The sequence below is a fragment of the Parapedobacter pyrenivorans genome (assembly GCF_014636865.1).
Classification (GTDB): domain Bacteria; phylum Bacteroidota; class Bacteroidia; order Sphingobacteriales; family Sphingobacteriaceae; genus Parapedobacter; species Parapedobacter pyrenivorans.
The window spans coordinates 713,649-730,363 of the sequence record NZ_BMER01000001.1 but is presented as its reverse complement, the minus strand read 5'-3'; the positions used below and the strand labels follow the sequence as shown (position 1 = coordinate 730,363).

Genomic DNA, 16,715 nt, shown 5'->3' with positions numbered 1-16,715 from the left:
TAAATATGGAAAGGCAGTTGCCCAATTTCTTGAAGAATTACGGAAGCATTTTGCTCTTATTGCTCGGTATTGTAGTTGGAAGCATTGTCGGTGGCTTTTTCCCCGAAATTGTGGCCTGGCTCAAGCCGCTTGGCGATATTTTCCTTAACCTATTGTTTGCTGCCGTCATTCCATTGCTATTTTTTGCTATTGCTTCGGCGGTGGCCAATATCGACGGCTCGCAGAAATTGGGACGCATCATCTCCACGATGGCGGGTGTATTCTTGGGTACCGTTATTATCGCTGCGCTATGTACGATCATCGTGCTGTGGTTTTTCCCGGTCGATGCTCCACAGGTGGCGCAGGAGACCGCAGACGAACTCTTACAGGGCAATCCCGGTGATACCTGGGGCGATAAGTTGGTGAGGTTTGTTACGGTAGATGAGTTTTACAAGCTGTTGTCGCGGGAGAACATGCTGGCTTTCGTGATTTTTTCGTTTCTCGTGGGGATTGCGGCCATGCGGTCGGGTGAGACGGGCGCATCCTTCAGAAAATTCCTGATATCGGGTAATGAAGTGATGAAGCAACTGCTGATTCTAATCATGAAAATAGCACCTATCGGTCTTGGTGCCTATTTTGCCTATCAAGTGGGCACGATTGGCCCCGAACTCTTCGGATTCTATGCCAAACCACTGGGATTATATTATATCCTTGGTGCTTTCTATTTCATTGTTTTTTTTAGCCTATATGCTTATGCTGCGGGCGGAAAACACGGTGTAAACCGTTTTTGGAGAAACAACATCCTGCCCTCGGCTACCGCCATCAGTACATGCAGCAGTATCGCTACGATGCCCGTCAATCTTTCCGTGGCCCCTAAAATGGGTATTCCGGCAGCAGTGGCAAATGTGGTGATCCCCTTGGGGACAACCTTGCACAAAGACGGGTCATCGATGTCCAGCATCGTTAAGATTTATGTAGCCTTCGTGCTCATCGGTTGGGATTTTTTTGACCCGATGACCTTGCTTACTGCCCTCGGTATCACGATACTGGTCAGCATCGTGGCCGGCGGCATTCCAAATGGCGGATACATCGGCGAGATGTTGATGATTTCAGTATACGGACTTCCCACCGAAGCGATTCCGGCCGTTATGATCATCGGTACCTTGGTAGATCCGATGGCCACGTTGTTGAATGCGACAGGGGATAATGTAGCTGCGATGCTGGTGGCGAAGTTTGCCGGCGCACGGGGTACGTTGAGCGCGGCCGATGGATTGAACACTGATGACGCAGATGGAACGGATTGACACTGGTTTACTTCTGCCCTTCGTGCAATTCCAAACATCGCGGAGCGGCGGTGCAGGTGGGCAGCATGTGAATAAAGTGGAAACGAAGGTTACCCTGTTGTTTGACATTGCGGCAGCTACCGTATTTTCCAACGAAGAGAAAGCGCGTATAAGGAGGCGGCTATCCAACCGATTGCAGGCCGAAGGCCTCCTGCAGGTCAGTAGCCAGGAGACCCGCAGCCAATTGCAGAATAAGGAGATCGCACTTCAAAAGCTGGTAGCATTGCTTTTGGGTGCGCTTAAGGAGGAAAAGCCGCGTAAAGCTACCAGGCCTTCCAAAGCCGCTGTGCAGAAACGCCTCGATACCAAGCGTAAGCAGGCGCTGCGTAAAATCAATAGAAGGAAAGATTGGTCCTAAAACCGATAGCCCATACCCACCGAGCCATAGCGGTGGCGGAAAAACATACCCGGTACTTCCTTGGTATAGAAGATGTATTGCAAGTGTAAAGAAAGCGCATTTTTTGCATACATTATGCCGACTTGATTGTACCACACCCAGCGAGCGGGTGTATAGGTCACTGGCCCTTTATTGCGTAAAAATAGCCCACCCTGGAGCGTAGCATCATAGGCGACAAAATTCAATTGCGGACTATAGTAAAAGAAGAGTTCTCTTCCAACGGATTTGCCCCTGGCTTGCAGTCGGCTGGAGGTATAAGCGGATTGGCCAATAGCGTTTATCCGGCCAAATCGCAATGTGGATGTCATGGATAAACCCGTATGATTGAGCCCCAGTGTTGCCTTTGCATCACCTGATATATCGAACCAGCGGGGCGTGTTGCGATATAGTAGCCCGCCGTATCGAGCGGAAACATCAATGCCAAAGGCATTCTCCAATTGGTATTCCCACCCCGTAATATCGTAAAGGCGGAATACTTTATGAACGCTCTCCTGAAACTGCCGGCCCAGTGCCCGTTGCCCGATAGTACCCGCTTCTGCGGTCAGCAATAAGAATGTTTCATTGGCAAAATAGCGATCCACATTGGCGGCAACAAAAAGATAGGCCGTGATAGGCCGATCTACTTCTTCGATATACCGGATACTGGCGGTATACGCATTGTACATTTTCTGCCCCAACGTTATTCCCCATAGCCTGTTGGTTTCATCAGTAGCTAAGCGGGCGGTGTCTACTGCTCTGCGTAAATTGAAGAATATACCGTTAGTGTAATATTGGTCTTGTTTGTTGAATAGGTATAGATCATTGTCATTACGGAAGTTAAACTCCGCCCGGGGGATATGCTGGGCAATACATACGGTATACGCAAACAGTAGCACAAGCGTAACGCTGTTTTTACCAACGCGATATAGCCTTTTGGTCATTATAAAACGAATGGTGCTGCAAATTCTCCTGAAGCAAACATACGGAATTTTTTCCCCTTCTTTGTTTAGAATAATTCTAAAAAACTGCAATCACTTGCAATATTCGTAGCTTCATTTTCCAATTCGTAATTTTGTATTCCAGTATTAATCCGTTGGGGGATAATGACATGAAGAAAAGTTCAGTAATAGGTATTATCATTATCGCGATAGCTATTGCGATGATTGTAGTGATCTACGCAGATTCGAGTACCTACTCCACATTCAGCGAAGCCAAGGAGAAGCAATCTGAATTGTACGTGGTGGGTGTCCTTAACAAAGAAAAGGATTTACATTATAATCCCGTTGAAGACGCCAATCATTTTTCGTTCTATATGTACGACAATGACAGCACGGAATGCCGGGTGATATTCCGGGGTGCTAAACCGCAGGACATCGAGCGCTCGGAGCAAATCGTCTTAACGGGCAAGATGATGGGGGATGAGTTCCATGCCAGTAAGATTCTGATGAAATGTCCGTCAAAATACAATGATGGTGAAGTAGAAGTGATCGAGGCGTCAACGGCAAAAACCATGGGTTTTGTTGGGCCATCAGCCAGTAATCGATAGCATACGTAGATGGATATAACTTATGTAGGTGAAAGCCTTTTGCCTGGTAAAATCGGCCAGTTCTTTGTCATTCTTTCTTTCGGCTCCGCATTGTTGTCGTGTGTGGCCTATTACTTTGCGGCAAAGCAACGCGAAGACCGTTCGTGGCTGCGTATAGCGCGGATTTCCTTTTGGACCAACGTCGTGTCGGTAGTGGCAATTGGCAGTTGCCTATTCTATATTATTTACAACCATTTATTTGAATACCATTACGCATGGGCCCATTCTTCCATGTCGTTGCCTACCCATTACATCATTTCGAGTTTTTGGGAAGGACAGGAGGGAAGCTTTTGGTTGTGGATGTTCTGGCAGGCGGTACTGGGTACCGTGTTACTTTTTAAAGCCAAGAGCTGGGAAAGCCCGGTAATGGCCGTGGTGATGCTGTGCCAGGCCGTGCTGGGTTCCATGCTGATCGGTATAGCCATTTTCGGGGAGCGTGTGGGCAGCTCACCTTTCATTCTGCTGCGGGAAGCAATGGACTTTCCGATTTTGTCGGATCCCAATTATCTCGGGATGATTGTTGATGGCCGCGGCCTGAATGCTTTGCTGCAGAATTATTGGATGGTTATCCATCCACCTACGCTCTTCTTGGGATTCGCTGCCATGATTGTGCCGTTTGCCTATGCTGTAGCGGGGCTATGGCAACGGCGGTTTAAAGAGTGGATTACGCCTGGTCTACCTTGGGCACTCTTCGCCGTGATGACCTTAGGCGCTGGTATTATCATGGGGTCTTTTTGGGCGTACGAAGCGCTCAATTTTGGTGGCTTTTGGGCTTGGGACCCAGTCGAAAATGCGTCTATTATCCCTTGGTTTACGCTCATCGCGGCTGTACACGTAATGGTTGCCTATAAAAATTCTGGACACTCTTATTTCACCGCTACGTTTTTGGTCATGGTGAGTTTCGTGCTGGTCATTTATGCATCTTTTCTTACGCGAAGTGGTGTATTGGGCGAAACATCGGTGCATTCATTCACCGATTTGGGCTTATATTGGCAACTCGTGGCGTTCAATCTGATTTTCTTGGGCATCATGGTATACCTGCTGGTTAGGCGCAAGAAAGAGATGCCGTCCACCCAGAAAGAGGAAGACATTTACTCGCGCGAATTTTGGCTATTCATCGGCGCATTGGTGCTCGCTGTAGCTTGTGTGCAGATCATCGCATCTACTTCTATCCCGGTATTCAATGCGGTTTTTGGAACGAAAGTGGCTCCTCCGATTGATCCGATAGCACATTATAACAAATGGCAAGCGGGCTTTGCAGTGGTTGTGGGATTGCTTTCCGCATTCACGCAGTTCATGAAATACAAACGGACGGATATCCGTAAATTCTACGCGGCAGCCATCGCGTCGTTGGTCGTGGCGGCGGTTGTTACAGCCATTGTAGTGTACGTGACCAAGGTGTACGCCAACTTCATGTATATCCTGCTGGTATTTTCTGCGGCATATACGATTGTCGCCAATGGAAAAATACTGGGTGACGCCATCAGGGGTAAATGGAAGCTCACCGGATCGGCCGTAGCCCACATCGGGTTCGGGCTCTTGCTTATCGGCGCACTCGTAGCGGCAGCTACCAACGAAGTAATTTCCGTAAACAGTAGCAATTACATTGCCGTGGCGGGTTTCGACCAAGTCGAAAAGCCCGGGGATAACTTATTTCTCACCGAAGGTGAACCCGTGCAGATGGGGGATTACCGCATTACCTACGTGGGTGATAGTGTGGCTCCGCCCAATGTGTATTATAAGATTAACTATGAAGAAGTAGATGAAGAGACGGGGAGGGTAACAGATAGTTTCCAACTGCGTCCCTTTGCGCAGAACAATCCTGATATGGGTGGTCTTATCGGTACGCCTGATACCAAGCATTACCTCACGCACGATGTTTATACGCTCATCACCGCAGCGATGGCCGACACGCATCAGCAAGGACAAGGGGATGGAGAACAGACCGGTTTTGAAGACTACGAGGAGCCAGCGGTCTATGAAACCAATATCGGTGATACCTTGCGCTATCGTAATGGCTTCATCGTCGTGGAGGGAATTAATCGTAATGCTACGGTACAGAACATCCCGCGTGAAGCGGATGATGTCATCGTTGGCCTAAAACTCAAGGTCCACGCCGCCAGTGGAGATACCTACGATGCCGAGCCGGTATTTCTCATCCGGGGCGGTACGACGTTCGACTTGTTCAAAGACGTCAAGGAGCAAGGATTGCGGTTCCGGTTCAGCAACATCATGCCTCAGAAGGACAAACTGGAATTGATGGTTTATCAAAAGCCAGTTCCCGAAAAGCGGTGGGTGGTTTTCAAGGCCATCAAATTCCCATATATCAATTTCTTCTGGTGTGGTGCCATTGTTATGACCATCGGCTTCTTCCTGTCCATTCTACGTCGCAATAAGGAAGTCAAATCCAAGCACGTCTGAGATGGAGGTCGTGTTGCTGGGTAGCGGCAATGTGGCCACGCACCTTGGCCATGCTCTTTTAAATGAGGGGCATAAAATATTGCAGGTATATAGCCGTGCACAGGCCCATGCCGACGCATTGGCCCGTACGCTGCGTGCGCAGGCGATTAGCGATTTCGGTACACTCACTAAAGAGGCTGACGGTTACATCATCGCGGTAAAAGACGATGCGATTGCATCGGTGGTCGCGCAACTGCCGTCGCCTTTGCGAGGCGTGGTGATGCACACGGCAGGGAGTGTCGGTATCGAAGTTTTTGGGGCGCGTGTTGTTCGGTATGGCGTATTGTATCCCGTGCAGACCTTCTCCAAGGCGAAGGTAGTCGACTTTTCAACCATCCCTGTCGCCGTGGAGGGATCCGACGAAGAAACGTACGGGTGGATCGCACGGCTGGCAGGTAACTTGTCCGGCCAGGTTTTCCGTTGTGACTCCAAACAGCGGCTATCCATCCACGTGGCCGCGGTGTTTGCCTGCAACTTCACCAATCACTTGTATTCGATTGCCGCAGACTTGCTTGAGGAATACGGCTTGGATGTTGACCTCCTCCGGCCGCTGATCCTCGAAACTGCCGAAAAGGTAATGGACCATCAGCCCAGGGATGTGCAGACCGGCCCGGCAATACGGAATGATGAGCGCACGATGCAGAAACACATGGAGTTGTTGGAAAATCAGCCAGACCTCAAAGCTATATACGAAACGCTAAGCTTCCGAATTGGTGGAAAAGGAGTGTCTGGAAAAGTTTAGTTGGGGTCGTAAAACTGACCCTTAATCCGTTCCAAATTATCGATCATTTCCTCGATGCGTGCATTTTCGTTATGGATGTACTGTTTCATGAAGACGAAATGGCAAATCAGGAACCAGAAGATGATAAAGACAATGGCACCGACAAATGTCCAAAGTGGCAGTGCAAAATACATTTCAACGCCATACAAAGCGAAGGCGATTGCGATGCAGATTTCATAAACGGTATAACTTCGTGTATTAAAGCGATTGCGCCGTTGCTGGAAAACCTTTAGGTAGTTGATGTAATCCTGTGGTTTGGACAGCAGATGATGGCTGTTGCTAATGGCACGGTAGTCACTCAATTGGTTTACGAAGTAATAGCAGATACAGCCAATCATAATGACCAACGCAAGGTACGTTGTCCAGGTCGAAAAATCAACGGCTACGCACATCCAAAGTAAGATTACCACACCGATACCTACAGCTATACTCTGCCAGAACAATTTCCTAGCGAGTGCAGACCGATTACCCTTAATGCGCATCAACATGGCCTCAAAGCTAACGTTTGGGTCGGGTGCCTGCCCTTGCCAAAGTTGTTGTATCTCATCAAACCCTTTCATTGCTGTTGTATATTTCTGTTAGCTTGTGCTTTATCCGGTGTATTTTCACGCGCAGGTTACCTTCGGAAATACCAGCCACATCCGCAATCTCGGGATAAGGAACCTCATCGAGTACCATGGTGATGATAATCCGTTCATTTTCTTCCAACTGCGCGATGGATTTGTATAGCAGCGCGATCTGTTCTTGTTTTTCCGAAGGCTCCTCTGTATAATTTTCAATGATGTTTTCGTTGAGTTCATCCGTTGTCCGGCGCTTTGCTGTCCGTAAATAAGAGAGGCAGGTGTTTACCGCGATCCGGTATATCCACGTCGAGAACTGTGATTGGTTACGGAATTTATCGAGGTTTTGCCAGACCTTGATAAAGGTTTCCTGCATCAGATCATTGGCCGAATCGCTGTCGCCGGTATAGCCGTAACAAAGGTGATACACCCGCTTGGAGTTGTCTTCAAATAATTTCTGGAATAGTTGTCGTTGGCTACTCATGTACGGCAGTTACATGGATTAGACACTCATCATTACCCGATGTTACAAATGTAGGCTATGGAAAGCAGGTGTTTCGTTTCGTTATCAAAAATTTCCGTAACTTTATACCATGGAGACCATTATACCGATACTTATCGCAGTCGTAATTTTTGCATTTCAGGCGTATTCAAACTTCCAGAAAGAGCAGGAAAAGGCACAAAAACGAAACCTGGGCCAACCCCCGTTGCCGGAAGATAATGCGGATCGACGTGCTCACATCCCACCCATGCCTGCCCAACAGCCGGCAACACCCGTAAATACCGAGTTTGAGGCGTATTCGGGTGTAATGGATGCAGAGGGGGCAACACGTGTATATAAAAGTGGCCAACGTCCGGCAATACCCACACGACTGGCAATTAGTGAAGAAACGCACGATCAAGCCACATTCGATACGGCAAAATTCGACCTGCGCGATGCCATTATTAAGTCAGTTATCCTCGAGCGGCCATATCGATAGCCAACAATTGAAGGCGGATACTAGATTTCCAAATTGAAATTATCCATATCTTTTAGGAAAGGCAAGCCCTGCCGGGTATCATCCAGGTCTTTCCGATAAATTGTAAATGTGTAGAGGTCTTCATATTCCGGTTTATAATATACAACGTCTCCTACAGGGGAAATGCACATGGAACCTCCGGAATAGTAAATCTCATTTCCATCATGTCCTACCCGATTTACACCGATGACAAACGCTTGATTTTCGATGGCGCGGGCAGGGATTAAGCTGCGCCAATGTGCTGATCGTTTGTCCGGCCAGCTCGCGATATAAAGCAAGATATCATATGCCCCATCGAGGTTGCGCGACCAAACCGGAAAGCGAAGGTCGTAACAGATCATTGGGCATATCTTCCAACCGTGGAGGTCTACGATGACCCGTTGGGTCCCGGCGGTAAATACGGTGTCTTCCTTGGCCATGCCGAAAAGATGACGTTTATCATATTTAACATAATCACCGTCTTTGGTCATCCATACGAACCGATTATAATAATTGCCATCCTCTTCAATAATGAGGCTCCCTGCTACAACACAATTGTATTTTTGTGCCATTTCCAGCATCCAATGCATGGTTTTCCCATCTGGCCTCTCGGCACATCGCTCCACATTCATCGTAAATCCGGTATTGAACATCTCCGGCAATACAATCAAATCGGTCTTTTCGCGGATGCCCGACAGTTTCAACGCGAGGTTGTTTAGGTTTTTGTCGATATTCTCCCAAAAAAGATACGCTTGGAAAGTCGTGATTTTTAATGCATCCATATTGATGAGGTATGGTGTCTATATTCTGTAGCGTGCAAAAGCACAAGTTAGTAATAAATCATCAAAACTAAAACTGATAGGTCGTATTGCTGCAATTATACTGCCAGTTATATACGGCGGCCCGCCGTCGCCTTGCTTGTCAATATTTTCAGCATGTTTCCTAAGTTAACTATAATGCAAATAAGGTATTAATGATTTATAATCCGGTAATTATAGGTGTTTTTACCTATGAAACCCCTATTATTACCCTATAATAAACCAATAATTTGGAATGGAATTAGCAAGCCAATAGTTAACCTATAGGAAAAGCAGGTTGAAAGGGCAAGCGAATAACATGGGATGAGGCAGTTGCCTATTGCCGCCGGTTTAACAGCGCTTGCGCCAATTGCCGCAGCGGTGTCTTGCGATTAGATTGGACAGGGATAGTGTCTAAGGCGGTATAGGCCCGCTCAATGTGTAATTGCTTGGCGGACTCCACCTCACTTCTTACACCTAGATTATTGTATATGGCCGTTATCCGGTCAATTTTGTCCGTAGGATGGTCGGTATCTGCTAACCAAGCGCGTAATTCGGTTCGGGTCGCAACATCAGCCATCTCCATTGCCTTCACCAATAAGTATGTCTTTTTGTTGGCAAGGATATCTCCTCCCCGTTGCTTGCCGAATTGCTCGGGATCTCCATATACGTCGAGAATGTCGTCCTGCAATTGAAAGGCGATGCCCACGTCAACGCCAAAGCTATAGATGGACTGTGCGTTCGTTTGGTCAGCACCGGCAATTAGCGCCCCCATTTTTAGCGCCGCTCCCAACAGCACGGAAGTTTTGAGCCGAATCATGTTGAGGTATTCATCGATGCTGACTATATCGGTCCGCTCGAAATCCATGTCCGACTGTTGTCCTTCGCATACTTCAGCGGCCATGGTATTGAAGGTTTTCAGGATTGCTGGCAAGTTGTCGGCAGGACAGTTCGCCAATTGTCCATAGGCCATAATCAGTAGATTATCGCCTGAAAGGATAGCGATGTTGGGATTCCATTTTTCATGTACGGTCTGGTGTCCACGTCTCAATGGGGCATTGTCCATGATGTCATCATGCACGAGCGAAAAATTATGGAACAACTCGATTGCCAGTGCTGCCGGTACTGCCTCTTCGATGTCAGCGACAGAAAAAAGGTCGGCCGCCATGAGGGTAAGTAATGGCCGGATACGTTTACCACCAATTTGCAACATATAGCGGATGGGATCGTAGAGATTACCAGGAAGTTGAGGAATACCGAGTTCTGACAATCTTTCGGTAATCCGTTGCTGCAATGCGCCGGTGTCGTACATGGGGCTCTAATTTTTGGCTAAGATAGGAATATCCACGCCAATGGTGGGGCATTTCAAAATCAAAAAAAATGTGGTAGGTTTGAAGGGATATATGGGTTACTATTCGAGCATAAGCGTATTAATCAGTGAGTAAATTGAGCAAACCTGCTGTACCGGGAGCAGATCTGAGAATCATCGATGGCATTGCGCACGGTGATGCAGTTACCTTGGAGGGATTATATCACGATTATTTTCCGATGGTACTAAATATGGTTGTTCAGAATAGTGGTACGGAAGATGAAGCAAAAGATGTTTTTCAAGAAGCGATCATCGTCCTTTACGACAAGGTTAAGCAAGGTGATTTTGCGCTGAGCAGCAAATTGAAAACCTATATTTACTCCGTATGCCGAAGGCTTTGGCTCAAACAGTTAGGAAACAAGGGTCGCACTTTCCATGATGTCAGCAATTATGAGGACGTCATTCCAGTTGAAGAAGATTTGGCTAAACATGTGGAAAAGGACCTTCAACTGACCGTGATGGAACAGGCATTGGACAAATTGGGCGAGCCATGCCGGACGATTATCCATGATTTTTATATCATGAATTTGTCGATGCAGGAGATTTGCGAAAAATTCGGCTACACCAATACGGATAACGCCAAGACACAGAAGTACAAGTGTCTGCAACGGCTAAAGAAATTGTTTTTTACCACAACAACGTAAGTGAAACGGATATGATGAATGAGCAGGAATTCATAGTGCAGGCCGATAGATACCTGAACGGTGAGATGGATGGTTCCGAGCGGATTGTCTTTGAACAATATTGTCAGGAAAATGCAGCCGCGGCCGAACAGTTGGCCACGCATCGGTTATTTTTACAGCAACTTAAAGATCATGCTGACCGAAAAGCCTTTAAGCGTACATTAGCGTCAGCAGCAGCAAAATACCAAGCAGGGGCTATGCGACCATCGGTGGATCGCATCGAGCCGTTTGTGATTACACTTTGGAATAAGTTCAAAGTGAATTCATTGGTTGCCGCGAGTGTGGCCATTTTTGCCGTATTCTCCACATTGTGGTTATCAGGGTATTACAAGACCATTGAAAACACCACGACCAATTATAGTGCATTGCGACGGGATATGAATACCGTGAAGAAAAATGTGAATGCCCAGAATGCTGTGATTCGTAATATTAACAACGAGAAACAAAAAGGCGAGCAGTCAGCAAGTCATTTTGGCGCTACTGGTTTTATTATTTCCGCCAATGGCTATGTGGTAACCAATTATCACGTCGTGAGGGGAGCAGATTCAGTCCACTTACAAAACACAAAAGGGGAGTCGTTCAAGGCAAAGGTAATCTACATCGATCCTACCCATGACCTAGCGATGCTGCATATCAATGACAGTACGTTTACCGGTATGAAAAATGTGCCTTATACATTCAAGGAATCCGCCTCGGACCTTGGGGAGGATGTATATACTATCGGTTATCCAAGGGATGAAGTGGTATACGGGCAGGGTTACCTCAGTTCGCGTACCGGCTACGCTGGTGATACCACAGCATATCAAATATCTATCCCGGTCAATCCGGGCAATAGCGGTGGGCCTGTATTGGATAGCAAAGGCAACGTAATCGGTATTATCAGTGGCAAGCAAACGGGTATTGATGGAGCCTCGTTTGCTATCAAAACGGAAGCGCTATTGAAATCGATATCGGCGGTACCAGCAGATTCACTGGAAAGCAAGTTAACCATCAATAAAAAGAACGCGCTCAATGGATTGAAGCGGACTGAGCAAATAAAAAAGATACAGGATTACGTTTACCTGGTGAAGGTCTATTAAGTTAGGGACTTTGTGAAATAAAGGAAAAAGCGGTAGATCTCCAAGATCAGCCGCTTTTTTAGTGAGTTAACTTTGTAATTGGCCGACGGATATTAGATATTCGGCTGGGGGGTGGTACGGAGGTATGGCTTGATGACTTTGTGACCTTTCGGGAATTTTGCAGGGATTTCTTCCGTTGGAATGGCGGGCACTACGATGACATCTTGACCATGCTCCCAATCTGCCGGTGTGGCTACACTATAATCGGCTGTCAGTTGCAACGAATCAATTACCCGTAGGATTTCCAAAAAATTCCGTCCTGTCGACGCTGGATACGTAAGGGTCAGCTTGATTTTCCTGTCTGGACCGATAATGAACACCGAGCGTACAGTTGCCGTGGCGGATGCGTTGGGGTGGATCATGTCATACAATTCAGCCACTTTGCGGTCGGCATCCGCGATAATCGGGAATTCCACATTGGTGTTTTGCGTTTCATTGATATCCTTGATCCAGCCATGATGGCTATCAATAGGATCGACGCTTACTGCCAAAACCTTGGTGTTACGTTTCTCGAATTCCGCATTCAGCTGTGCAGTACGACCCAATTCAGTGGTACATACGGGAGTGTAGTCCGCGGGATGTGAAAACAAAACTACCCAGCTGTTTTCTGTGTAGTCGTAAAAATCGATTTCTCCGATTGTCGTTACCGCCTTGAAATTCGGCGCGGTATCACCTAATCTTAAACTCATGTTTTACTCCTCCTTAATTAGTTTGTAGTCTACAAAGTTAGTAGGTTTTGTCACAATTAAAAGATTCTGCTATTATTTTATGACGATGTGATGGTAAAACTTATCGTAACAAAATTAATTTTTACCCGTCAAAAAAACATGGAAGAAGCGTGGGGCGCTGACATGTCGCCATTATACCGCAAAAAGGTAACAATTGAACTGGCATTTTGGAAGCACAAAATGACAAAGAAGCAAGCGGTGGGTAGCGTATGGGCTAAAAACATACAAACGAAACTCAATAACCTGATCCCTGAAAAAGTTCATCAAGCAGTTACTTTCACCATTGAAAAGATGGTGAAGGGCGTGCTTTTCGGGGCGAAATACACCACGACATCCCCGAGGGTATCCGGTAGCTTCCAATTGCGGGAGGCATACGTAAGGAAGTTTATTGAGACCTACAAAAAGACCGCTTCTGTGGAAGGGGCTGTCACCGGTGCAGGGGGACTCCTGATGGGTATGGCGGATTTTCCGGTATTATTGGCCATCAAAATGAAAATGTTATTCGATATCGCAGTTACCTATGGGTACGACGTAAAACAGTATAAAGAACGACTTTTCTTGCTTACTGTATTTCAACTGGCATTTTCCAGCCACAAATACCGGACTGAGGTATATGAACGGCTACTTTCCTGGGATGCATATGCCGAAGGGTTACCCGACGATGTGGATAGCTTCGATTGGCGTACGTTTCAATTGGAATATCGGGATTACATCGACTTGGCCAAAATGGCTCAATTGGTTCCTGTGATTGGCGCCGCTGTCGGCGCGGTGGTCAATTACCGACTCGTGCAGCAATTGGGTACAACAGTGATGAATTGTTATCGGATGCGAATGTTGGAGGCAAACTAAAAAAACAGGACCTTTGCCGTATGGCATTTTCCAGTGAAATCATTGCTTGGTATAATCTGAATAAGCGGGATCTGCCGTGGCGGCATACCCAAGATCCTTATGTCATTTGGCTTTCCGAGGTCATCCTTCAGCAAACCCGAGTGGAACAAGGGCTCCCTTATTTTCATCGGTTCCTTTCGCGTTATCCCGATGTGACGTCCTTTGCCGAAGCTCCGGAGGACGAAATACTACTCCATTGGCAGGGACTGGGGTATTATTCGAGGGCACGCAATATGCATAGGGCTGCAAAAACTGTCGTGGCGGAATATGCGGGTATTTTTCCAGCCCGGTATGATGATCTCATCAAACTTAAGGGGGTTGGCGAATATACAGCGGCTGCGATTGCCTCCTTTGCTGGTAACGAAGCAAAGGCTGTGGTAGATGGCAATGTATTTCGGACATTGGCCCGATACTTTGGAATCGATGCGCCCATCAATTCGTCAAAAGGCAAGAAGCTTTTTCTCGCACTGGCGCAAGAGTTACTTGAGGTTACACAACCCGGCATTTACAACCAAGCGGTCATGGAATTTGGTGCTATGCAATGCAAACCCAAAAACCCGGATTGCGCCACCTGTGTCCTGCAATTGGACTGTAAGGCACGGCGGGAAGGACGCGTAGCCCAGCTACCGGTGAAAATAAAGAGTAAACCAAGCCGTAACCGCTATTTCAATTATTTCGTGATGGTGGATGGGGATCGTATTTTAATGAATAAACGGGGGCGGGGAGATATCTGGGAAAACCTCTACGAATTGCCGTTGATCGAGACGCCCTATCAGATGGAAACGCACGAACTGGCGAGCACCCCGGCAGTTGTTGCATGTTTCGGTGCAACCGCAGCGTTGCGATTGTTGGCAGGACCGGTGAAGCATGTATTGAGCCACCAAAACCTCTTTGCACAATTCATCGCCGTGCATGTGAATGGAGGCATTGGCGACAAAAAAATGAAATGGGGTTATGTTTTTATCAAAGATTTAGGTACATTAGCTAAACCGAAGCTTATTTATTCTTTTTTAAAGGATTATATGTTTGAATGATTCATCAAAATACACCTAAATTATTATGTCAGGCATCAACAAAGTTATTTTAGTCGGCCACTTGGGGAAGGACCCGGAAATCCGACACCTGGAAGGCAATGTTACCGTGGCGAGTTTCCCGTTGGCGACTTCCGAAATGTATAACAAAGATGGTCGAAGGGTGGAACAGACCGAATGGCACAATATCGTAATGTGGCGTGGATTGGCGGAAGTTGCGGCAAAATACCTCTTCAAAGGTAAATTGGTGTACGTGGAGGGTAAGTTGAGAACACGGACGTACGAAGACAAGGAAGGGATAAGGCGCTATACGACGGAGGTGGTTGCCGAAAACTTTACTTTATTGGGCCGTAAGAGCGACTTTGATGCCCCAAGTAATCCCACGAATACAGTTGACGGAACGGGCGAGCAGGTCGCCAAGAAGAGCGACGGTAGCAGCTCCGAGGTTAATTTTAAGGAAAATGAGGGTGAAGATGATGCACTTTTTTAAAAAAATAACTAAGCTCCGAAAACAGTCCACAGACAGCTAAAAAAAGAAAATTTCGTATCTTTGGCGTCATGTTGCACGAGAAAATAGCAGAGTATACCCAAGAAATTAACCAGTTTGTCGCCCAATCGCACGAGGATGTAGAAGCATTCCGTTTGAAATACCTGGTGACCAAGGGAGCGGTCCGCAACCTTTTCGAAGCGTTTAAATCGGTATCGCCCGATCAAAAGCGTGTGCTTGGGAAATCATTGAACGATTTAAAGCAGACTGCCGAACAAAAATATAAAATATTACAAGCGCAATTTTCATCAGGAATGGAGGCCCGCAAGCGAGATGAGGATGACCTCACCTTGCCGGGCGAAGGATTTGTGGTTGGCTCGCGGCATCCGTTGTCTTTGGTGCGGAAGGAAATTGTGGAAATATTCAAGAAGTTGGGGTTTTCGGTAGCTGAAGGGCCGGAGATAGAAGACGATTGGCACAATTTCACGGCACTCAATTTTCCGCCGGAGCACCCCGCTCGGGATATGCAGGATACGTTTTTCATCAAGAAGCAAGATGGTAATGATATCGCGCTGCGTACACACACATCATCGGTACAGGTAAGAATGATGGAAAATGGCCAACCCCCTTTCCGTGCTATTATGCCCGGCAGGGTGTATAGAAACGAGGCGATATCAGCGCGGGCGCACTGCTTTTTCCATCAAGTGGAGGGGCTTTATGTAGATGAGGATGTTTCTTTTGCCGACTTGAAACAGACGTTATACTACTTTGTACAGGAGTTATTCGGTGAGGATACGAAAGTTCGGTTCAGACCCTCTTACTTCCCCTTTACCGAGCCATCTGCGGAAATGGATATCAGCTGTACGATATGTAAGGGTAAGGGGTGTGCGCTGTGCAAAGGAACAGGGTGGGTAGAGATATTGGGTTGCGGCATGGTAGACCCCAATGTGCTCGAAAATTGCGGGATCGACGCGTCGAAATACAGTGGTTTTGCGTTCGGCATGGGTATCGAACGTATTACCAACCTCAAATATGAAATCAAAGATTTGCGGCTTTTTTCCGAGAATGACGTGCGTTTTCTGAGCCAGTTTGAAACGGAATTGATTTAGATGGGCAAGGTCGTTTGGTGTATTGCGTTCTCAGCCGTCTCGCTGTTACCTACGGCCTGCAAAAAGGGTGGATGCAATGTGGTTGACTATCGCCCGTTTAATACAACGATATCGTTAGTGGAGTTTAATGAATTGCGCTTACTCATGCAACCCGTCGCCCTGGGCGCCGAACACGGCGGGGTTGCGGGACTCCTTATTATGCAGGTAAGCGATGGACAATATGTAGCATTTGATCGATGCAGTACGGTCAATCCGCAGCGGCAATGCGCCGTCGAACTCGAAAAAGGCGCGCCATTGGCCATTGACCCATGCTCGGGAGCAAAGTATATTTTAACCAACGGCTCCCCATCAGCTGTTGCCGAATGCCCCCTGAGGCCTTACCACGTGAGGAGAAATCAGGACATTTTAATTGTTTCAAATTAA

At 47.1% G+C, this 16,715-nt stretch carries 19 protein-coding genes; 13 read left to right on the top strand and 6 right to left on the bottom strand.

What is annotated here, in order from left to right; all coding sequences use genetic code 11:
• Nucleotides 1-5 precede the first annotated feature (5 nt).
• Together IEV98_RS02745 and arfB are read left to right on the top strand one after the other, a co-directional pair.
• A complete protein-coding gene (locus IEV98_RS02745) occupies nucleotides 6-1,283 on the top strand; it encodes a dicarboxylate/amino acid:cation symporter (protein WP_188504393.1) in 1,278 nt (425 codons plus the stop codon).
• Complete coding sequence (gene arfB, locus IEV98_RS02740) at nucleotides 1,270-1,680, top strand: alternative ribosome rescue aminoacyl-tRNA hydrolase ArfB (protein WP_188504392.1); 411 nt, start codon at nucleotides 1,270-1,272, stop codon at nucleotides 1,678-1,680. Before IEV98_RS02745 ends, arfB begins: the two co-directional genes overlap by 14 nt.
• Here the strand turns inward: arfB and IEV98_RS02735 are convergent.
• A complete protein-coding gene (locus IEV98_RS02735) occupies nucleotides 1,677-2,639 on the bottom strand; it encodes a lipid A deacylase LpxR family protein (protein WP_188504391.1) in 963 nt (320 codons plus the stop codon). The genes arfB and IEV98_RS02735 overlap by 4 nt on opposite strands.
• A 167-nt stretch (nucleotides 2,640-2,806) precedes the next feature.
• On the opposite strand from IEV98_RS02735, the gene IEV98_RS02730 reads away from it, so the two are divergent.
• The 3 genes from IEV98_RS02730 to IEV98_RS02720 are packed head-to-tail and all read left to right on the top strand — an operon-like array spanning nucleotide 2,807 to nucleotide 6,485.
• A complete protein-coding gene (locus IEV98_RS02730) occupies nucleotides 2,807-3,244 on the top strand; it encodes a cytochrome c maturation protein CcmE domain-containing protein (RefSeq protein ID WP_188504390.1) in 438 nt (145 codons plus the stop codon).
• Nucleotides 3,245-3,253: 9 nt separating this feature from the next.
• On the top strand, nucleotides 3,254-5,704 hold the full coding sequence (gene ccsA / locus IEV98_RS02725; protein ID WP_188504389.1) for a cytochrome c biogenesis protein CcsA: 2,451 nt from the start codon (nucleotides 3,254-3,256) through the stop codon (nucleotides 5,702-5,704).
• A gap of 1 nt (nucleotide 5,705) precedes the next feature.
• Entirely contained in the window at nucleotides 5,706-6,485 is a 780-nt protein-coding gene (locus IEV98_RS02720) for a Rossmann-like and DUF2520 domain-containing protein (RefSeq protein ID WP_188504388.1), read from the top strand.
• On the opposite strand, the gene IEV98_RS02715 is transcribed toward IEV98_RS02720, so the two are convergent.
• Both IEV98_RS02715 and IEV98_RS02710 read right to left on the bottom strand, forming a co-directional pair.
• Nucleotides 6,482-7,084 carry a hypothetical protein gene (locus IEV98_RS02715; RefSeq protein WP_188504387.1) on the bottom strand — a complete coding sequence of 201 codons (603 nt, stop codon included), beginning with the start codon at nucleotides 7,082-7,084 and terminating at the stop codon, nucleotides 6,482-6,484. The two genes, IEV98_RS02720 and IEV98_RS02715, sit on opposite strands and share 4 nt — an antisense overlap.
• The gene (locus IEV98_RS02710) at nucleotides 7,071-7,568 is read right to left on the bottom strand and encodes an RNA polymerase sigma factor (protein ID WP_188504386.1); all 498 of its coding nucleotides are present in this window, start codon (nucleotides 7,566-7,568) and stop codon (nucleotides 7,071-7,073) included. The genes IEV98_RS02715 and IEV98_RS02710 overlap by 14 nt, the downstream gene beginning before the upstream one ends.
• 109 nt (nucleotides 7,569-7,677) lie before the next feature.
• Here IEV98_RS02710 and IEV98_RS02705 point away from each other — a divergent pair, with 109 nt between their 5' ends.
• Entirely contained in the window at nucleotides 7,678-8,064 is a 387-nt protein-coding gene (locus tag IEV98_RS02705) for a hypothetical protein (RefSeq protein ID WP_188504385.1), read from the top strand.
• 20 nt (nucleotides 8,065-8,084) lie between these two features.
• On the opposite strand, the gene IEV98_RS02700 is transcribed toward IEV98_RS02705, so the two are convergent.
• Together IEV98_RS02700 and IEV98_RS02695 are read right to left on the bottom strand one after the other, a co-directional pair.
• A complete protein-coding gene (locus IEV98_RS02700; protein ID WP_188504384.1) occupies nucleotides 8,085-8,864 on the bottom strand; it encodes an amidohydrolase in 780 nt (259 codons plus the stop codon).
• Nucleotides 8,865-9,216: 352 nt separating this feature from the next.
• Entirely contained in the window at nucleotides 9,217-10,191 is a 975-nt protein-coding gene (locus IEV98_RS02695) for a polyprenyl synthetase family protein (RefSeq protein WP_188504383.1), read from the bottom strand.
• Between the two features lie 125 nt (nucleotides 10,192-10,316).
• Here IEV98_RS02695 and IEV98_RS02690 point away from each other — a divergent pair, with 125 nt between their 5' ends.
• Together IEV98_RS02690 and IEV98_RS02685 are read left to right on the top strand one after the other, a co-directional pair.
• Nucleotides 10,317-10,892, top strand: coding sequence for an RNA polymerase sigma factor (locus IEV98_RS02690; protein ID WP_188504382.1), 576 nt, complete (start codon nucleotides 10,317-10,319; stop codon nucleotides 10,890-10,892).
• An 11-nt stretch (nucleotides 10,893-10,903) separates the two neighbouring features.
• The gene (locus IEV98_RS02685) at nucleotides 10,904-12,010 is read left to right on the top strand and encodes a S1 family peptidase (protein WP_188504381.1); all 1,107 of its coding nucleotides are present in this window, start codon (nucleotides 10,904-10,906) and stop codon (nucleotides 12,008-12,010) included.
• Nucleotides 12,011-12,102: 92 nt separating this feature from the next.
• Here IEV98_RS02685 and IEV98_RS02680 read toward each other — a convergent pair whose 3' ends face one another.
• Nucleotides 12,103-12,738 (bottom strand): peroxiredoxin, encoded by a 636-nt coding sequence (locus IEV98_RS02680; RefSeq protein ID WP_188504380.1) that lies wholly within the window; start codon nucleotides 12,736-12,738, stop codon nucleotides 12,103-12,105.
• A 138-nt stretch (nucleotides 12,739-12,876) separates the two neighbouring features.
• On the opposite strand from IEV98_RS02680, the gene IEV98_RS02675 reads away from it, so the two are divergent.
• The 5 genes from IEV98_RS02675 (at nucleotide 12,877) to IEV98_RS02655 (ending at nucleotide 16,715) form a co-directional block, all read left to right on the top strand.
• The gene (locus IEV98_RS02675; RefSeq protein ID WP_229738536.1) at nucleotides 12,877-13,626 is read left to right on the top strand and encodes an EcsC family protein; all 750 of its coding nucleotides are present in this window, start codon (nucleotides 12,877-12,879) and stop codon (nucleotides 13,624-13,626) included.
• Nucleotides 13,627-13,646: 20 nt separating this feature from the next.
• On the top strand, nucleotides 13,647-14,699 hold the full coding sequence (gene mutY, locus IEV98_RS02670) for an A/G-specific adenine glycosylase (protein ID WP_188504379.1): 1,053 nt from the start codon (nucleotides 13,647-13,649) through the stop codon (nucleotides 14,697-14,699).
• A gap of 25 nt (nucleotides 14,700-14,724) precedes the next feature.
• A complete protein-coding gene (locus IEV98_RS02665; RefSeq protein ID WP_188504378.1) occupies nucleotides 14,725-15,186 on the top strand; it encodes a single-stranded DNA-binding protein in 462 nt (153 codons plus the stop codon).
• A 68-nt stretch (nucleotides 15,187-15,254) separates the two neighbouring features.
• Nucleotides 15,255-16,292: a phenylalanine--tRNA ligase subunit alpha gene (pheS, locus tag IEV98_RS02660; protein WP_188504377.1), complete on the top strand. Its 1,038-nt coding sequence runs from the start codon at nucleotides 15,255-15,257 to the stop codon at nucleotides 16,290-16,292.
• Nucleotides 16,293-16,715 carry a hypothetical protein gene (locus IEV98_RS02655; protein ID WP_188504376.1) on the top strand — a complete coding sequence of 141 codons (423 nt, stop codon included), beginning with the start codon at nucleotides 16,293-16,295 and terminating at the stop codon, nucleotides 16,713-16,715.

Bases quoted from the DNA above. Each gene is read 5' to 3' on its own strand.
- IEV98_RS02745 (WP_188504393.1), top strand. From the start codon at position 6: ATGGAAAGGCAGTTGCCCAATTTCTTGAAGAATTACGGAAGCATTTTG.
- arfB (WP_188504392.1), top strand. From the start codon at position 1,270: ATGGAACGGATTGACACTGGTTTACTTCTGCCCTTCGTGCAATTCCAA.
- IEV98_RS02735 (WP_188504391.1), bottom strand. From the start codon at position 2,639: ATGACCAAAAGGCTATATCGCGTTGGTAAAAACAGCGTTACGCTTGTG.
- IEV98_RS02730 (WP_188504390.1), top strand. From the start codon at position 2,807: ATGAAGAAAAGTTCAGTAATAGGTATTATCATTATCGCGATAGCTATT.
- ccsA (WP_188504389.1), top strand. From the start codon at position 3,254: ATGGATATAACTTATGTAGGTGAAAGCCTTTTGCCTGGTAAAATCGGC.
- IEV98_RS02720 (WP_188504388.1), top strand. From the start codon at position 5,706: ATGGAGGTCGTGTTGCTGGGTAGCGGCAATGTGGCCACGCACCTTGGC.
- IEV98_RS02715 (WP_188504387.1), bottom strand. From the start codon at position 7,084: ATGAAAGGGTTTGATGAGATACAACAACTTTGGCAAGGGCAGGCACCC.
- IEV98_RS02710 (WP_188504386.1), bottom strand. From the start codon at position 7,568: ATGAGTAGCCAACGACAACTATTCCAGAAATTATTTGAAGACAACTCC.
- IEV98_RS02705 (WP_188504385.1), top strand. From the start codon at position 7,678: ATGGAGACCATTATACCGATACTTATCGCAGTCGTAATTTTTGCATTT.
- IEV98_RS02700 (WP_188504384.1), bottom strand. From the start codon at position 8,864: ATGGATGCATTAAAAATCACGACTTTCCAAGCGTATCTTTTTTGGGAG.
- IEV98_RS02695 (WP_188504383.1), bottom strand. From the start codon at position 10,191: ATGTACGACACCGGCGCATTGCAGCAACGGATTACCGAAAGATTGTCA.
- IEV98_RS02685 (WP_188504381.1), top strand. From the start codon at position 10,904: ATGATGAATGAGCAGGAATTCATAGTGCAGGCCGATAGATACCTGAAC.
- IEV98_RS02680 (WP_188504380.1), bottom strand. From the start codon at position 12,738: ATGAGTTTAAGATTAGGTGATACCGCGCCGAATTTCAAGGCGGTAACG.
- IEV98_RS02675 (WP_229738536.1), top strand. From the start codon at position 12,877: ATGGAAGAAGCGTGGGGCGCTGACATGTCGCCATTATACCGCAAAAAG.
- mutY (WP_188504379.1), top strand. From the start codon at position 13,647: ATGGCATTTTCCAGTGAAATCATTGCTTGGTATAATCTGAATAAGCGG.
- IEV98_RS02665 (WP_188504378.1), top strand. From the start codon at position 14,725: ATGTCAGGCATCAACAAAGTTATTTTAGTCGGCCACTTGGGGAAGGAC.
- pheS (WP_188504377.1), top strand. From the start codon at position 15,255: ATGTTGCACGAGAAAATAGCAGAGTATACCCAAGAAATTAACCAGTTT.
- IEV98_RS02655 (WP_188504376.1), top strand. From the start codon at position 16,293: ATGGGCAAGGTCGTTTGGTGTATTGCGTTCTCAGCCGTCTCGCTGTTA.